This window comes from Jiangella muralis (genome assembly GCF_001270745.1).
GTDB classification, from domain to species: domain Bacteria; phylum Actinomycetota; class Actinomycetes; order Jiangellales; family Jiangellaceae; genus Jiangella; species Jiangella muralis.
The window spans coordinates 1-14211 of record NZ_LFXL01000030.1 but is presented as its reverse complement, the minus strand read 5'-3'; the positions used below and the strand labels follow the sequence as shown (position 1 = coordinate 14211).

The following is a 14211-nucleotide window of genomic DNA, read 5'->3' as shown; positions in this document are numbered from 1 at the left end:
GAGATGCTCAGAATCGACGACCGAGCGAAGACGCGACGAACCGCGCGACCGAAGGGCACTCGTACTCCGCTGGCACGTGCCGAGGCTCGGAACTTCTACCTGTTCCTGTCACCGTGGCTGATCGGGCTGGTGGTGTTCACCGGCGGCCCGATCCTCGCCTCGGTCGGCATCAGCTTCACCGACTGGTCGTTGCTGTCGGACCCGAGCTTCATCGGGTTCGACAACTACACCCGGATGTTCACCGACGAGCTGCTGCTCAGCTCGGTCTGGGTGACGTTGTACTTCGGCGTGGGCGCGACGCTGGCCAGCGTCGCGGCGACCTTCTTCATCGCCATCCTGCTGAACCAGAAGGTGCGCGGGGTCGGCATCTTCCGGGCGATCTTCTACATCCCGGCGGTCGTGGCCGGTGTCGGTACCGCGCTGCTGTGGACCAATCTGCTGCACCCGGACTACGGCCTGGTCAACCTGGTGCTCGGCTGGGCCGGAATCCAGGGCCCGGGCTGGTTGACCAGCACGTCCTGGGCCATCCCCGGCCTGATCATCATGAGTGTCTGGGGCGCCGGCAACACCGTCGTGATCTACCTGGCGGCCCTGCAGAACGTCTCCGTCACGCTCTACGAGGCGGCCACCATCGACGGCGCCGGCTGGTGGGGACGCACCTGGCACGTGACCATCCCGATGATGTCGCCGGTCATCTTCTTCAACATGATCACCGGGTTCATCGGCAGCCTGCAGGCGTACGCGCTGATTCTCATCATGACCGACGGCGGCCCGGAGAACTCGACGATGGTCCTCGGCCTCTACATCTACCGGCAGGCCTTCAACTACTTCGACCTCGGGTACGCCTCGGCGCTGTCGGTCGGGCTGTTCGCGCTCATCCTGGTCATCACCGCCATCCAGTTCGCGGCCGCTCGCCGCTGGGTCCACTACGAGGCGAAATGAGGGAGGGTGTCGTGGGAACGCCACGGGCATCGAGCTCCGGACCCGCGCAGTCCGCCCGGGTGGTCCGGGCGCAACGGAGAACGGCCTACGTGCTGTTGATCGCGGGCGCGGCGGTGTACCTGCTGCCGCTGTTGTGGATGTTCAGCACGTCGCTGAAGTCGAGCCAGGACGTGCTGTCGTTCCCGCCGCAGTTCTTCCCGACGTCATGGCTGTGGCAGAACTACCCGGAGGGCTGGAACACGCTGCCGTTCGGCCGGTTCACGGTCAACACCGTCCTGGTCACGGTGCTGGCGGTGGTCGGCACCCTGATCTCGTGCGTCCTGCCCGCCTACGCGTTCGCCCGGATGCGGGCTCGATCGCGCGGCTTCCTCTTCGCCCTGACCCTGGCGACCATGATGATCCCGGGGGAGGTGCTGCTGGTTCCGCAGTTCATCATGTTCAGCGAGGCGGGACTGGTGAACACCCTGTGGCCGCTGTTCCTGCCCGCGTGGTTCGGGACCGCGTTCTACATCTTCCTGCTGCGTCAGTTCTTCCTGACGATCCCCCGGGAGCTCGACGACGCCGCGCGGCTCGACGGGGCGTCGTCGCTGCGCATCCTGTGGTCGATCATCCTGCCGCTGTCGAAGCCTCCGCTGGTCGCCGTGACGGTGTTCGCGTTCGTCGCGAACTGGAACAACGTGATCGGGCCGATCGTGTACCTGCGCAGCCTCGACAAGTACACCCTCGCCGTGGGGCTGCGGCTCTTCCAGGGCCAGCACGCGACCGACTACAACCACCTGATGGCGGTGTCCATGCTGACCATCATCCCGATCGTCGTGGTGTTCCTGCTGCTGCAGCGGGCGTTCATCCAGGGCGTCGCGTTGTCCGGGATGGGCGGCCGGTGATGCACGCGGTGGAGCAGGAGCCGACGGAGCTGGACCGGGTGCTGCTCGGGTCGGAGCCGAGGACACCGTTCCTCGCCCTGGACCTGGCGATCTTCGAAGCGAACATGCGCGACCTGGCGGCCCGGTGCGAGGCCGCCGGGGTCGAGCTGATCCCGCACGCGAAGACGCACCGCACGGTGGAGCTGGGCGTCAGGCAGCTGCGGCTCGGTGCCCGCGGCCTGTGCGTCGCCACCGTCGGCGAGGCCGCGGCGTTCGCCGCGGCCGGAGCGCCGTGGATCGTGCTGGCCTATCCGGTGGTCGGCGCCGCGGTCGAGGAGGCGTTCGCCGTCGCGCAGACGGCGCGGCTCACCCTGGCGACGGACAGCGTCGTCGCGGCGCGAGCGATCGGCGACAGGTTCGCCGCCGCGGGTCAGCGGGCCGACGTCTACCTCATCGTCGACACCGGTCTGGGCCGGGCCGGAGTGCGACCCGACGACGCAGCGGAGCTGGCGGCGGCCGTGGCGGCGCTGGACGGCGTGACGGTGACCGGGATCATGACCCACGAGGGCTCCGTCTACGACGCGGCCGGCCCCGACGATCGCGACGCCCGCGCGGTGGCGGCCGCCGAGCTGATGACCGGCGTCGCCGCGGCGATCCGGCGCCGGGGGGTCCCGGTGCGCGACGTGTCCATGGGCGCCAGCGCGTCGGCCCGGGCGGTGCTCGCCGTGCCGGGGGTCACGCACATCCGGCCCGGGATCTTCGCGTTCAACGATCTCGGCCAGATCGGGCTGCGCAACGCCGGCCTCGCCGACTGCGCGGTCCGCGTCGTGGCCACCGTGGTGAGCCGGCCGGAGCCGGGCCGGGCCTGCATCGACGCCGGGTCCAAGGCACTGGGTCAGGACCTGCTGCCGAGCGAGACCCTCCGGGCGTGGCATCCGGGGCACGGGCTGATCGTCGGGGCGCCGGGATGGCGCCTGGACCGGCTCTCGGAGGAGCACGGCTGGCTGCGCCCCGCGGACGGGGTCGCGCCGGCGCCGCTGGCCGTCGGGCAGCGTGTCACCGTCGTGCCCAACCACGTCTGCACCGCGTTCTTCTGCAGCGGCTTCGTGCACGTCTACCGTGACGGCGAGCGGGTGGCCGGCTGGCCGGCGATCGATCGGGCGGCGCGCTGATGGCCGGCGCGAACGGGCCGCGCGTCGGCATCATCGGCCTGGGCGGGTTCGGCCTGGCGCACCTGCGCTGCTACCTGAAGCTCGGGATCGTGCCGGTGGGGCTGTCCGACCCGAGTCTGGACCGGCTCGCCGAGGCGGCCCGGCAGTGCCCGGGAGCGGCGACGGCGGCCGATCCGGTCGCCCTGCTCGACGAGGTCGCTCTCGACGCGGTGTCGATCGCCAGCCCGAGCAGCACCCACACCGCACTCGCGCTCGCGGCGGCCGGCCGGGGCATCCGGGTGCTGCTGGAGAAGCCCGTGGCGCTGTCGCTCGCCGAGGCTCGCCAGGTGCTCGCGGCCGGTCTCGCGCCGTTGGTGACGCCCGGCCACGTGCTGCGGTTCTCCGAGCCGCACCGCTGGCTCCGGTCGCAGCTCGCGTCCGGTCGCATCGGCGCCGTCCAGCGGTTGCGGGCCGAACGAGCGCGGGAGGCCGGTCACGTCCGCTACGGCGATCCGGACCCGATCTTCCTCACCCAGATCCACGACCTCGATCTCGCCAGCTGGCTCACCGGCGGGTCTCTCCCGCAGGTCAGCACGGTCCTCGAGCCCGACAACGGCGTGGCCACCCTCGCGACCACCCGGGGCCGCGCCGACAACGACGTGGACTGGGAGCTGGTGAGTTCCTGGCAACGTCCGGCCGACACGCCCGGCTACGACGACATCGAGCTGGTGGGCCCGGCCGGCGCACTCGGCCTGACCGTCGACGGCGCCCGCACCACCGGGTGGATCCGCCGGGGGAGCGGGCAGCGCGAGGACGTCCGGACGTGGACGACCGAGGACGCCCCCGGGCTGGAGACCGAGATCTCGGAGTTCGTCGAGGACGTGGCCGGACGACGGCCGAGCGGCACGATCCGCTTCGCCGACGCGGCCACGGTGGTCGCGATGGCGGAGGCCGCGCGCCGGTCGGGACGGTCCGGCGGACGAGCCAGGAAGGTCGAGGCGCCGTGATGGCCATGATCGACAGCCACATCCATCTCTTCGAGCACGGTTTCGGCGGCACGGCGCCCGCCGCGGACCACGACCTCGCCGGCTACCGCGAACTGCGGCGGCGTCACGACATCGACACCGCCGTCGTCGTCGGCTATCAGGGCGAGCCGTGGTGCCGGACGAACAACGACTACCTGCGTCGCGTGCGCGAGCCGTGGATGCGCCTCCTGGCCTACGTCGACGTCGCCGATCCCGCACCGGCGCCGGCCGCGGTCGACCCGGCGTTCGACGGCATCGCGATCTACCCGCCGGACGGGGCGGACCCCCGGCACGTGGCCGCCCGGCTCGCAGGGCTGCTGGAGGTCGTCGACGCCGAGCGGCTGATCGTCTCGATCAACACCGGGCCGGGCAACGCGGACCTCGTGACCGCGCTGGCCCGCGCGTGCCCGCGGGCCACCGTGCTGTGGAGCCACCTGGGCCTCCCGGCCGGGCGGGAGTCCGGGTCCCGCAGCCGGCGCGCGGTCGTGGCCACCGCCGAGTCGCCGAACGTCATGGTGAAGCTGTCCGGCCTGTATGCGCTGGGCGTCACCGGCTCGTCGCATCCGCACGAGGAGCTCCGGCCGTACCTCGGCGCGCTGCTGCGGTCCTTCGGGCCGGAGCGGATCGCCTGGGGCTCGGACTTCGCCCCCTGCCTCGAGCACCAGACCTTCGCGCAGGCCGTCGACGTGCGTCACCTGCTCGATCTCCCGGATCGGGACTGGGCGCTCGTCGCCGGCGGCAACCTGGCAAGGGTCCTCCGCAGCGTCCGCAACCCCGTCGAAGAAGGGCATTCGTGATCTCCCGAGTATCCGATGGCAACGGTGAATCCGCTCCGGCCGAACCGCGGCCGCGAGTCCTGGAGCTGCTCCAGGACCTCGTGGCGATCCGCAGCGTCAATCCCCGCGCGGGCGGCGATCCGCACGGGGAGACAGCGGTCGCGGAGTACGTCCGCGCGTGGGCGGCCGCTCGGGGCTGGCGGGCCGACCTGATGGAGGTCGTCGACGGGCGCCACAACGCGGTCGTCGTCATCCCCGGCGAGCTTCCGGGCGCGGTCCTGCTCCAGACCCACACCGACACCGTCGAGACCGCCGGGATGAGCGCGCCGTTCACCGTCGTCGAGCGGGACGGCCGCTGCCATGGCCGCGGCACCTGCGACGCCAAGGGACAGCTGGCCGTGTTCATGGCCGCGATCGAGCAGCTGGCCCGGCGCCGCCACCACACGGTCGTCCTGGCCGCGTGCGTGGACGAGGAGGACCGGTTCGCCGGCGTGACCGCACTGATCGAGCAGGGCATCCCGGCCGCGGAGCCGGTGATCGGGGCCGTCGTCGGGGAACCGACCGAACTGCGATGCGTCGTGGCGCACAAGGGGGTGCTGCGGGGGACGATCACCGCCAGCGGCCCGGGCGGGCACAGCTCGGTGGCCGAGTCCGTGCCGAACCCGATCGCTCAGCTGTCCGAGGTGGTGGCGTTCCTGTCGGGGGAGTACCCGCGGCAGCTGACGGCACAGCACCCGCTGCTGACCGCGCCCGCCATGACGGTCACCCAGATCCGCGGCGGCGAGGCGATCAACCTGATCCCGCGGTCGGCCGTCCTCAGCTATGACCGCAGGCTCATCCCGTCGGAAGGGGCCGAGCAGGTCTGGGCCGCGTTGCGCCGGCAGGTGGGCGAGCGCTGGCCGGACGTCGTCGTCGACCCGCCGCTGCTGCTCGACGACGGCCTCGACACGCCGCCGTCCGACGGGTTCGTCCGGCGGTTCGGTGAGCTGCTCGGCCGTCGCGGCCTGGACGGCTCGCCCACCGGCGTGCCGTTCGGCTCGGACGCCTCCAAGCTCGTCCGGTGCGGGTTCCCGTGCGTCGTGTTCGGCGCGGGCAGCATCCGGCAGGCGCACTCGGCCGGCGAGTACGTCCCGATCCGGGAGCTCACCGACGCCGTCGGCGTCATCGGCGACCTGCTGGCGGGCACGTCATGACCGCGCGGCTGCCGGTCCTGGCCGACGTCGTGGCCGCCGCCGATCGCATCCGCGGCGTGGTGCGGACGACGCCGTTGTGGCCGGCCGAGATCGAGACCCCGGCGGGTCCGGTTCCCGTCCTGCTCAAGCTCGAGCAACTGCAGCTGTCCGGCAGCTTCAAGGCCCGGGGCGCCTTCAACAGCGTGCTGCGGCTGGTCGAGCTCGGCCGGTTGCCGGCTGCCGGCCTGGTCATCGCCTCGGGCGGCAACGCCGGCATCGCGGCGGCCCTGGCCGGCCGGCACGCGGGAGCACCGGTCACCGTGTTCGTGCCGACGGACACCCCCGCGGTCAAGGTGGACCGGCTCCGCTCCCTCGGCGCCACGGTCCGGGACGGCGGGCCGACCCACCCGGACACCCATCTCGCCGTGGCGGAGTTCGTGTCCCTGACGGGTGCGGCGGCGATGCACCCCTACGACACGTTCGACATGGTGGCCGGCGCCGGCACCCTCGCCCTGGAGCTGGACGGCGCCGATCACGGACCCGTGGTGGTCGCGGTCGGCGGTGGCGGGCTCGGCGCGGGCATCGCCGCGGTCGGCCGGGACCGGGACTTCGAGGTCATCGGGGTGGAACCGACCGGCGCGCCGAGTCTGCACGAGGCGTTGAAGGCGGGACGGCCGGTCCCCGTGGTGATCGACACGATCGCGGTGGACTCGCTGGGCGCCCGGGTGATCGGTGACTTCGCCTTCGCCGCGGCGGCCGCCGGTCACGTGCGGTCCGTGCTGGTCAGCGACGAGGAGATCGTCGCCGCTCGCGGCTACATCTGGGACCAGTTCCGGCTGGCGGTGGAGAACTCCGCCGCCGCGGTCGTCGCGTCGGTCCTGAGCGGCAGCTGGCGGCCCGATCCCGTCGCCGGCCCGCCGGTGCTGGTGCTCTGCGGCGCCAACCTCGACGACCCGCATCGCACGCAGCCGGCTCGGGACGCCGAACCCCTGGTGAGCCTGCGGAGTTCGCCGTGAGCCGGGGCCGGGTCGTGCTGATCGGGGTCGGCCGGCGGCTGAGCGACGCGATCGGCGCCGGCCTGCCGGGTGCCGCTGAGCGGCACGGCGACCTCACGGTCGTGCTGGGCACCCGCGATGACGGTGCGGCCGAGGACCGGATCGAGCGGATGGGCCGGCAGACCTGGTCCGAGCTCGTGCGCCTGCGGCCGCGGCGGGTGATCCTGCTATCCAGCCTGCGCGTCTTCGACGGCTACGAGCCCGGCTGGCGCATCACCGAGAACTGGCGCCCGCGGCCCACGACCGATCCGGATTCGCTCGCGCCCTACGTGGCCGAGCTGGCGGTCGTCGAGACCGCCCGGTCCCTGGACATCGACGTGGTGATCCTGCGGCTCGCCGATGACGGCGCGGACGAGTCCGGCGGCGACGTCGCGGCGCGGATCCTGGACCGGGTGCGCGCACCGCTGGCCTCCTACCCGCGGGCCGCCCTGACGGTGGAACACCTCGGCTCGCCGTCGCCCCGGGGAGGCGCGCCGCGCCGGGAACGGCACGAGGAGGCGTGGGACCCGCGGGAGATCCTGGTGACCGGAGCGGGCGGGCCGCTCGGGGCCGCCGCCTTCGACGCCCTCGCCTCCGCCGGCCGGGTGACGCTGACGGATGCGGCCTCGTTGGCGGACTGCGCCGCCCGGGCGCCGCAGTCGCCAGGCGCGCCGCTGCTGCCGGACCGGATCCCGGACCCGCACCGCTTCCGCACCGTCGACCTGACCGATCCGGCCGCCGTGCTGGCCGCGATGACCGGGATCGACTGCGTCGTCAACTGCGCCGTCGTGCGGGACGGCGCGCCGGCGTTCGCCGTCAACCTGCGGGGCGCGTACCTCGTCCTCCGGTCGGCGGTCCGGCTCGGCATCCGCCGCGTCGTCCACACCGGGCCGGCCCAGGTCATCGAGCCCTATCCGGACGGATACCTGGACGATGCCGCCGTCGACGAGAGCGCGCCGGCGCGTCCGGGCGCGAATGCCTACCTCCTGTCGAAGTATCTGGCGCAGGAGGTGACCCGGGTCTTTGCCGAGCAGCACGGTCTCGACTGCCCGATGCTGTTGTTCTGTGGTTTGGTGTCGCCGCGGGCGGTGTATCACTCCGAGGTGCATCCGTTCGCCGTCACCTGGGCCGACGCGGGCCGTGCGGTCTCCGCGGCGGTGCGCCGGAGTCCGTTGCGCGAGGCAGCGCCGATCGTGCACATCGGTGCTCCGTCGCCGCATGGCCGGTACCGGTTCGACCGGGCCGACGAGGTCATCGGGTTCCGGGCCCAGGATGCCCTCGACCATTACTGGCGCAACTGAAGGAAGTCAGAGGAGAGGTTCCAGCCGTGCCGAAGAAGGAATCCGATCGCCCCCGTGTGCTGGGGGTCGCGGTCAGTCTGGTGAACTCCGCGGAGTCCCGGGACGCACCGGACCAGCTCCAGACGCTGAAGCAACTCCGCACTTTGATGGAACAGTGGGTGGTGACCGACGCGCCGCCACCGGAGGAGCGGGACCTCGTGGAGTTGCGCATTCTCCGCGACCAGTTGCGGGCGGCGTTCGCGGCTCCGGACGACAACCGCCGGATGCAGGTGGTCAACGAGCTGCTGGCGCAGGCTGACATCCGTCCCCGGCTGAACGCGCACGACGGACTGGGTGTGCACATCCACTATTTCTTCCCCTTCGTCGCCGTCTCGGCGCACCTGCGCGCCGACTGCTCGATGGCGCTCGCGCTGCTGATCGAGGACGGGGAGGGGGATCGCTTGAAGACGTGCGCGAACCCCGACTGCGCGCGGGTCTTCCTGGACGGTTCGAAGAACCGGTCCCGGCTCTACTGCGACAACCCGAGCTGCGGTAACCGCGTCCACACGGCCGCCTATCGCGCGCGGCAGGCGAGCGGCTGAGGGAGATCGCATGCCCGACCCCACGTTCCTGGTCGCCTGCCGAGGACGACGGCCCGACTCGGGGCTGCGTTGCGCCACGCCGGCTCCACGGGTGGCACCTGGGCGGTGCCGAGATCGAGGAACTGTTCACGGTGCCGAGCGGCGGAGGCGAGCCGTGCCACGTCGCGGTCGATCCGACCGGACGCCTGCTGGTGGCGACCAACTATGCCGGTGGCTCGCTTGCGATACTCACCCTGGACCCGGCCGGCGGGCCGGCGGCGGACGGCCTGTATCCACTGCCCGCGGGCGGCTCCGGCGTCGACGCGGCGCGGCAGGACGCCCCGCATCCACACCAGGCCGTGTTCGACGGCGACCTGCTGTACGTCACCGACCTCGGCGCCGATCTCATCCGCCGCTACCCGGGTGCACGCGGACCGGCCGGTCAGCGCGGCGCTGGAACCGCTCGAGGCCCTTGCCGTGCCGCCGGGCACCGGCCCGACCTCACCCGGACACCGGACGGCGGCCACGTCATCGTCGCCAACAGGGGCGTCGACACGCTCGGGGTGGTGGCGACGGGGCCGGAACCGCGACAGGTCGCGGAGGTCGACGCGGGCGTGAAGTGGCCGCAGCACCTCGCCTGGTCCGGGTCCCGGCTCTACGTCGCCGGCTGGGACTCCGATGCGGTGTCCTGCTTCGACTGGGCCGGCTCGAGCCTCCGGCCGGCCGGCATCGCCGTTCGTTGTGGCGAGCCCGGCTGGCTGCTGGCGGAGTAGCCATGATCATCAACCGGTGGCGACGTCATGATGTCGCCGATCGTTGATGATCATGTCGATGCGTCGGGGGATGCGTCCTCAATGGCCAAACGCCACCCGCCCCCATCCCCGGGTTGCAGGGGCCGGTCACCCGACACCACCACGAGTCACGTGCCGCACTCGCAACGCCCCGACCGCGAGCTTCATCGAGACACCTCACCGGGAAGACGGTGGTGAAGCCGGGAGGCAGACGCGGGGTGTGTCGATGCCGGCACAGGTGTAGACGGAGCTGCCAACTGTTGGCGCTGGTGTCACCATCGCTCTCCCGCACAAGGCCGGCCGGGCCGGTGCGAACGGACCCACGGACCTCATCGAGGAAACTGCTGATGACAGACACACCTGACCGACCTCGCGGCCGACCCGTCACCGCCGTCGTGCTGAGCGCGGGGGCGTGGTCGCAGACCGCCCACCTGCCGGCCCTGACGTCGGATCCGGAGGTCGAGCTGCTCGCGGTCACGAGTCCGCGCCAGGCGACGGCCGAACGCCTGGCCGCGGAGTTCGGCGCCCGTCACGCCCTGGCCGACTGGCGGGACGCGCTCGGCCTCCGGCCGGACATCACGGTGGTGAGCAGCCCGCCCATCGCGCACGTCGACCAGGTGACCGCGGCGCTCTCGGCGGGTTCGCACGTCCTGGTGGAGAAACCGTTCGCGCTGGGCAGCGCCGACGCCGAGCTCATGTGCGCGGCCGCGGAGAGCAGCGGCCGCCGGCTGCTGGTCGGCTACGGGTGGTCGGCCACCCCGGTCTTCCGGCATGCGCGCGCGTGCGTGGAGTCCGGCCGGCTCGGGCCGTTGGAGCAGCTGACGATGCAGCTGGCGGTCAACACCCGCGCGCTGCTGCGCGGTGGCAGCGACGGCGGCTGGGCCGGCGCCGGTGCGTCGGAACCGTCCACCTACACCGACCCGGCGGTGTCGGGCGGTGGCTCCGCGGCGGTGTCGATGTCCCATCAGCTGGGCCTGGCCTGCTGGATCACGGGACAGCGCATCGCGCGGCTGGCCGCGTTCACGACTCCGTCACGGTCCAGGACGGACCTGCACACCAGCGTCGCGGTCGAGTTCGCCGACTCCGGCGCCGGGGTGCTGTCGGCGGCCTCGACCCAGCCGTTCCCGCAGCCGCCGCAGTGGCGGCTCTCGCTGTACGGGCGGGACGGGCAGCTCGACGTCGAGACGAGCCGGGACGCGGCCCGCTGGATCTCCGATCGAGGGGTCGCGACCGATCTTCCGCCCGAGGTCGCCGACGGGCGGTACGACGCCGGGGCCCCGACGAAGGCCCTGATCCGCTGCGCCCGCGGGGAGCCGCCGCCCGAGGGGATGACGCACCAGCTGGCCCGGCACGTCGTGGCGGTGACCGACGGCATCTACGAGTCGGCGCTGACCGGAACGGCGGTCGAGATCCGTGGCTGAGCAGCCGCGCACGCTGCTGACCGGTGCGCAGGTCGTCGACGGCACCGGCCGGCCCGCCGAGCCGGTGGTGATCGCGATACGCGGCGACCGGATCGCCGCGGTCGCGCCGCGCATCGACGCCGCACCGGACGACGTCGTCGTCGACCTCGCGGGCTGGACCGTCGCACCGGGCTTCATCGACATGCACTCGCATTCGGACCTGCGGATCCTGCTGGATCCGGACTGCCCGGCCAAGGTCACCCAGGGCGTCACGACCGAGCTGCTGGGCCAGGACGGCCTGAGCTACGCGCCCGTCGACGACACCACCCTGCCGAACCTCCGCGACCGCATCCGCGGCTGGAACGGCGACCCCGACGACTTCGAGTTCACCTGGCGGGACGTGGCCGGCTACCTGGATCGGCTGGCGGCCGGGGCCGGGTGCAACGCGGCCTACCTCGTGCCGCACGGCAACGTCCGCGAGCTCGCGATGGGGACGAGACAGGGGCCCGCGAGCCGGGCCGAACTCGCCCGTCAGCGAGACGTCGTCCGAGCCGGGCTGGACCAGGGCGCGTTCGGCATGTCCGCGGGCCTGACCTACGTGCCGGGCATGTTCGCGTCGACCGAGGAACTGGTCGGGCTACACCCACCTGAGCTGGCCGGTCAACGAGCACCGCATGCCCGAGCTGCTCGACCTGTTCGCCCGGGCCGAACGCGACGGCGTCGACTTCAGCTTCGACTCGTACCCGTACCGAGCCGGGATGTCGACGCTGAGCGCCCAGTTCCCCGGCTGGTCCCAGGTCGGCGACCACGCCGAGCGGCGCCGGAGGTTCCTCGACCCCGTCGCCCGCCGCCGCATCGTCGCCGCCGTCGACCGGGACGGCTCCGACGGGCACAGTGGCCTGGTGGTCGACTGGAGCACGATCGTCATCGCCGGCGTGCCGGACGGCGACTGGACCTGGACCGTGGGACGCAGCGTCGCCGACGCGGCCGCGCAGGCCGGAACGGGCGCGTCGGAGTTCGCGATCGAGGTGTTGCTGGGCACCGGCTTCAGCGCGACGTGCGTCATGTTCATCGGTTTCGAGGCGAACGTCCGCGAACTGATGCGGCACCCGAGGCACACGGTGGGCACGGACGGGCTCCTGGTCGGAGCCCGCGTGCATCCACGCGCCTGGGGATCCTTCGCGCGGGTCCTCGGCGAGTACGTGCGACGGGCGGGCGTGCTGACGTTGCCGGAGGCGGTTCGGCACCTGACCAGCGCGCCGGCCGATCGGTTGCGGCTGCCGGACCGTGGGCGGATCGCCGAGGGGGCGTTCGCGGATCTGGTCGTGTTCGATCCGGACACCGTCGACAGCCACGCCGACTACGACCATCCGACGGTGCCGGCGACCGGCGTGCGGGACGTGTGGTGCAACGGGGTCCGGACGCTCCAGGACGGCAAGCTCACCTCTGAGCGATCCGGCCGCCCGCTGCGATCCGGTGGTGCGGGCGCCGGTGGGTAAACTGATGGGTGATGGCGTTGGACACGGAGACCATGCATGGATCCAGCCGCGCCGGTACGAGGTAGGTCGGCCGCAGAGGCCGAAGACGGGCGTGGTCATGCGACTGCCCGACACAGAATCACCTGATTCCGCCGTCAGAGCGGCGCCCATCCGCAGCGAGGCCGTGCCACGGCGGGTGCGGTACGTGAGCACGTACACGGAGCTGTCGCAGCAGGTTCAGGCCGCCGGGCTGCTCCGCCGCCGCTACGGCTACTACTGGACCAAGATCATCACGACGATCACGGTCCTCGCCGGCATCTGGGTGCTCTTCGCGTTCATCGGCGACTCGTGGTTCCAACTCATCCTCGCCGGAGGGCTGGGGGTCGTGCTCACCCAGCTGACGTTCCTGGGCCACGACAGCGCACACCGGCAGATCTTCAAGTCGCACCACTGGAACGACTGGACCTCGCGGGTGCTCGCGGGGGCGTTCGTCGGCCTCAGCCACGGCTGGTGGATGAACAAGCACAGTCGTCACCACGCCAACCCGAACAAGGAGGGCGCGGATCCCGACATCGGGCCCAGCGCCTTCGCCTTCACCCCCGCCATCGCGGCGAGCCGGCGCGGCCTGGCGGCCCGCCTCACCCGGTGGCAGGGCTATTTCTTCCCCCTCGCCATCTTCATGGGTCTCGCCCTGCATGTCGCGAGCATCCAGCGGCTGCTGCACGAGCAACAGCTCAAGCACCGGTGGTGGGAAGTCGCGTTCATCGTGGGCCGGTTCGGCGGGTACCTCACCGTGCTGCTGCTGGTCCTGCCGCCGGGCAAGGCCGCCGCGTTCCTCGGTGTCCAGATGGCCCTCTTCGGCCTGCTGCTCAGCGGGGCGTTCGCGCCCAACCACCTCGGCATGCCCATCGTCCCGCCGGACCTGAAGATCGACTTCCTCCGCCGCCAGGTCCTGATGTCACGGAACATCAGCGGTGGCCGCTTCACCACCTTCGCCATGGGCGGGCTCAACTACCAGATCGAGCACCACCTGTTCCCCAACATGCCCCGCCCGAACCTGCGCAAGGCACAGGCCCTCGTCCGCGAGCACTGCGCCAAGCACGACGTCCGGTACACCGAGACCACGTTCGCCGGCGCCTACCGCGTGATCGTCCGCTACCTCAACACCGTCGAGCACGCCGCGACGGACCCGTTCCGCTGCCCGCTCGCCAGCCAGCTCCGGCCCTGATCGCACCGGCGGCCGCGCTCAGATCGTGATGGCGAGCTTTCCCCGCACCTTCCCCGACTCCAGATAGCGCATGGCGTCGGCGACCCGTTCGAGCGGGAAGGTCCGGTCGACGCTGGGCGTCACCGCGCCCGCCTCGATGAGCGGGGTGAGCCGGACGAGGTCGCCGGCGCGTTCCTTGGAGGCCAGCATGACCAGCCGCTGCCGGACGAACAGCGAGACGATCGGCGCCCGCAGCTGACGGCCGAAGCCGCCGGTCCAGGCGCCGCCGCTCTCCCCGCCCACGATCACGGCCGTCCCGGACGGGGTGAGCGCCCGGCGCAACCGCGACAGCGACGGGTTGCCCGCGATGTCGAGGATCAGGTCGTAGCGGTGCGTGCCGTCGGCGAAGTCGTCGTGGGTGTAGTCGAGGACGTGGTCGGCGCCCAGAGCGCGCACCAGGTCCGTCTTCGCCGGGCTGCACACGCCGGTGACCTCCGCGCCGGCAGCCTTG

14 protein-coding genes and 1 pseudogene are annotated in these 14211 nt (G+C 72.2%); 14 read left to right on the top strand and 1 reads right to left on the bottom strand.

Annotated features, from left to right (window positions below):
* Positions 1 to 3 precede the first annotated feature (3 nt).
* From ACW62_RS23700 to ACW62_RS23640, 14 genes and pseudogenes are all read left to right on the top strand, one after another.
* Positions 4 to 942 (top strand): carbohydrate ABC transporter permease, encoded by a 939-nt coding sequence (locus ACW62_RS23700; RefSeq protein WP_053206584.1) that lies wholly within the window; start codon positions 4 to 6, stop codon positions 940 to 942.
* 89 nt (positions 943 to 1031) lie between these two features.
* Positions 1032 to 1826, top strand: coding sequence for a carbohydrate ABC transporter permease (locus ACW62_RS23695; RefSeq protein WP_205629553.1), 795 nt, complete (start codon positions 1032 to 1034; stop codon positions 1824 to 1826).
* Complete coding sequence (locus tag ACW62_RS23690) at positions 1826 to 2977, top strand: alanine racemase (protein ID WP_053206582.1); 1152 nt, start codon at positions 1826 to 1828, stop codon at positions 2975 to 2977. Before ACW62_RS23695 ends, ACW62_RS23690 begins: the two co-directional genes overlap by 1 nt.
* Positions 2977 to 3963, top strand: a complete 987-nt coding sequence (locus ACW62_RS23685; RefSeq protein WP_053206581.1) for a Gfo/Idh/MocA family protein — start codon at positions 2977 to 2979, stop codon at positions 3961 to 3963. Before ACW62_RS23690 ends, ACW62_RS23685 begins: the two co-directional genes overlap by 1 nt.
* Positions 3963 to 4778 carry an amidohydrolase family protein gene (locus tag ACW62_RS23680; protein ID WP_053206580.1) on the top strand — a complete coding sequence of 272 codons (816 nt, stop codon included), beginning with the start codon at positions 3963 to 3965 and terminating at the stop codon, positions 4776 to 4778. The genes ACW62_RS23685 and ACW62_RS23680 overlap by 1 nt, the downstream gene beginning before the upstream one ends.
* Positions 4775 to 5950 carry a M20/M25/M40 family metallo-hydrolase gene (locus ACW62_RS23675; protein WP_053206579.1) on the top strand — a complete coding sequence of 392 codons (1176 nt, stop codon included), beginning with the start codon at positions 4775 to 4777 and terminating at the stop codon, positions 5948 to 5950. The genes ACW62_RS23680 and ACW62_RS23675 overlap by 4 nt, the downstream gene beginning before the upstream one ends.
* Positions 5947 to 6945 carry a pyridoxal-phosphate dependent enzyme gene (locus ACW62_RS23670; RefSeq protein WP_083460095.1) on the top strand — a complete coding sequence of 333 codons (999 nt, stop codon included), beginning with the start codon at positions 5947 to 5949 and terminating at the stop codon, positions 6943 to 6945. Before ACW62_RS23675 ends, ACW62_RS23670 begins: the two co-directional genes overlap by 4 nt.
* Positions 6942 to 8264 carry an NAD-dependent epimerase/dehydratase family protein gene (locus tag ACW62_RS23665; protein WP_053206578.1) on the top strand — a complete coding sequence of 441 codons (1323 nt, stop codon included), beginning with the start codon at positions 6942 to 6944 and terminating at the stop codon, positions 8262 to 8264. The genes ACW62_RS23670 and ACW62_RS23665 overlap by 4 nt, the downstream gene beginning before the upstream one ends.
* A 26-nt stretch (positions 8265 to 8290) precedes the next feature.
* On the top strand, positions 8291 to 8845 hold the full coding sequence (locus ACW62_RS23660) for a CGNR zinc finger domain-containing protein (protein WP_157574941.1): 555 nt from the start codon (positions 8291 to 8293) through the stop codon (positions 8843 to 8845).
* Entirely contained in the window at positions 8842 to 9597 is a 756-nt protein-coding gene (locus tag ACW62_RS23655) for a lactonase family protein (RefSeq protein WP_338033152.1), read from the top strand. Before ACW62_RS23660 ends, ACW62_RS23655 begins: the two co-directional genes overlap by 4 nt.
* A 365-nt stretch (positions 9598 to 9962) precedes the next feature.
* Positions 9963 to 11036 carry a Gfo/Idh/MocA family protein gene (locus ACW62_RS23650; protein ID WP_083460094.1) on the top strand — a complete coding sequence of 358 codons (1074 nt, stop codon included), beginning with the start codon at positions 9963 to 9965 and terminating at the stop codon, positions 11034 to 11036.
* Between the two features lie 181 nt (positions 11037 to 11217).
* Positions 11218 to 11547 (top strand): annotated as a pseudogene (locus ACW62_RS36610) (D-aminoacylase); the annotation flags it as partial.
* Positions 11548 to 11689: 142 nt separating this feature from the next.
* On the top strand, positions 11690 to 12514 hold the full coding sequence (locus ACW62_RS35370; protein WP_053206574.1) for an amidohydrolase family protein: 825 nt from the start codon (positions 11690 to 11692) through the stop codon (positions 12512 to 12514).
* Positions 12515 to 12698: 184 nt separating this feature from the next.
* Positions 12699 to 13721, top strand: coding sequence for a fatty acid desaturase family protein (locus ACW62_RS23640; protein WP_205629552.1), 1023 nt, complete (start codon positions 12699 to 12701; stop codon positions 13719 to 13721).
* 18 nt (positions 13722 to 13739) lie between these two features.
* Here ACW62_RS23640 and ACW62_RS23635 read toward each other — a convergent pair.
* Positions 13740 to 14211, bottom strand: a 472-nt coding sequence (locus tag ACW62_RS23635; protein WP_157574940.1) for an NAD(P)-dependent alcohol dehydrogenase, incomplete at its 5' end; no start/stop codon positions are given.

Bases quoted from the DNA above. Each gene is read 5' to 3' on its own strand.
- ACW62_RS23680 (WP_053206580.1), top strand. From the start codon at position 3,963: ATGGCCATGATCGACAGCCACATCCATCTCTTCGAGCACGGTTTCGGC.
- ACW62_RS23700 (WP_053206584.1), top strand. From the start codon at position 4: ATGCTCAGAATCGACGACCGAGCGAAGACGCGACGAACCGCGCGACCG.
- ACW62_RS23650 (WP_083460094.1), top strand. From the start codon at position 9,963: ATGACAGACACACCTGACCGACCTCGCGGCCGACCCGTCACCGCCGTC.
- ACW62_RS23670 (WP_083460095.1), top strand. From the start codon at position 5,947: ATGACCGCGCGGCTGCCGGTCCTGGCCGACGTCGTGGCCGCCGCCGAT.
- ACW62_RS23690 (WP_053206582.1), top strand. From the start codon at position 1,826: ATGCACGCGGTGGAGCAGGAGCCGACGGAGCTGGACCGGGTGCTGCTC.
- ACW62_RS23685 (WP_053206581.1), top strand. From the start codon at position 2,977: ATGGCCGGCGCGAACGGGCCGCGCGTCGGCATCATCGGCCTGGGCGGG.
- ACW62_RS35370 (WP_053206574.1), top strand. From the start codon at position 11,690: ATGCCCGAGCTGCTCGACCTGTTCGCCCGGGCCGAACGCGACGGCGTC.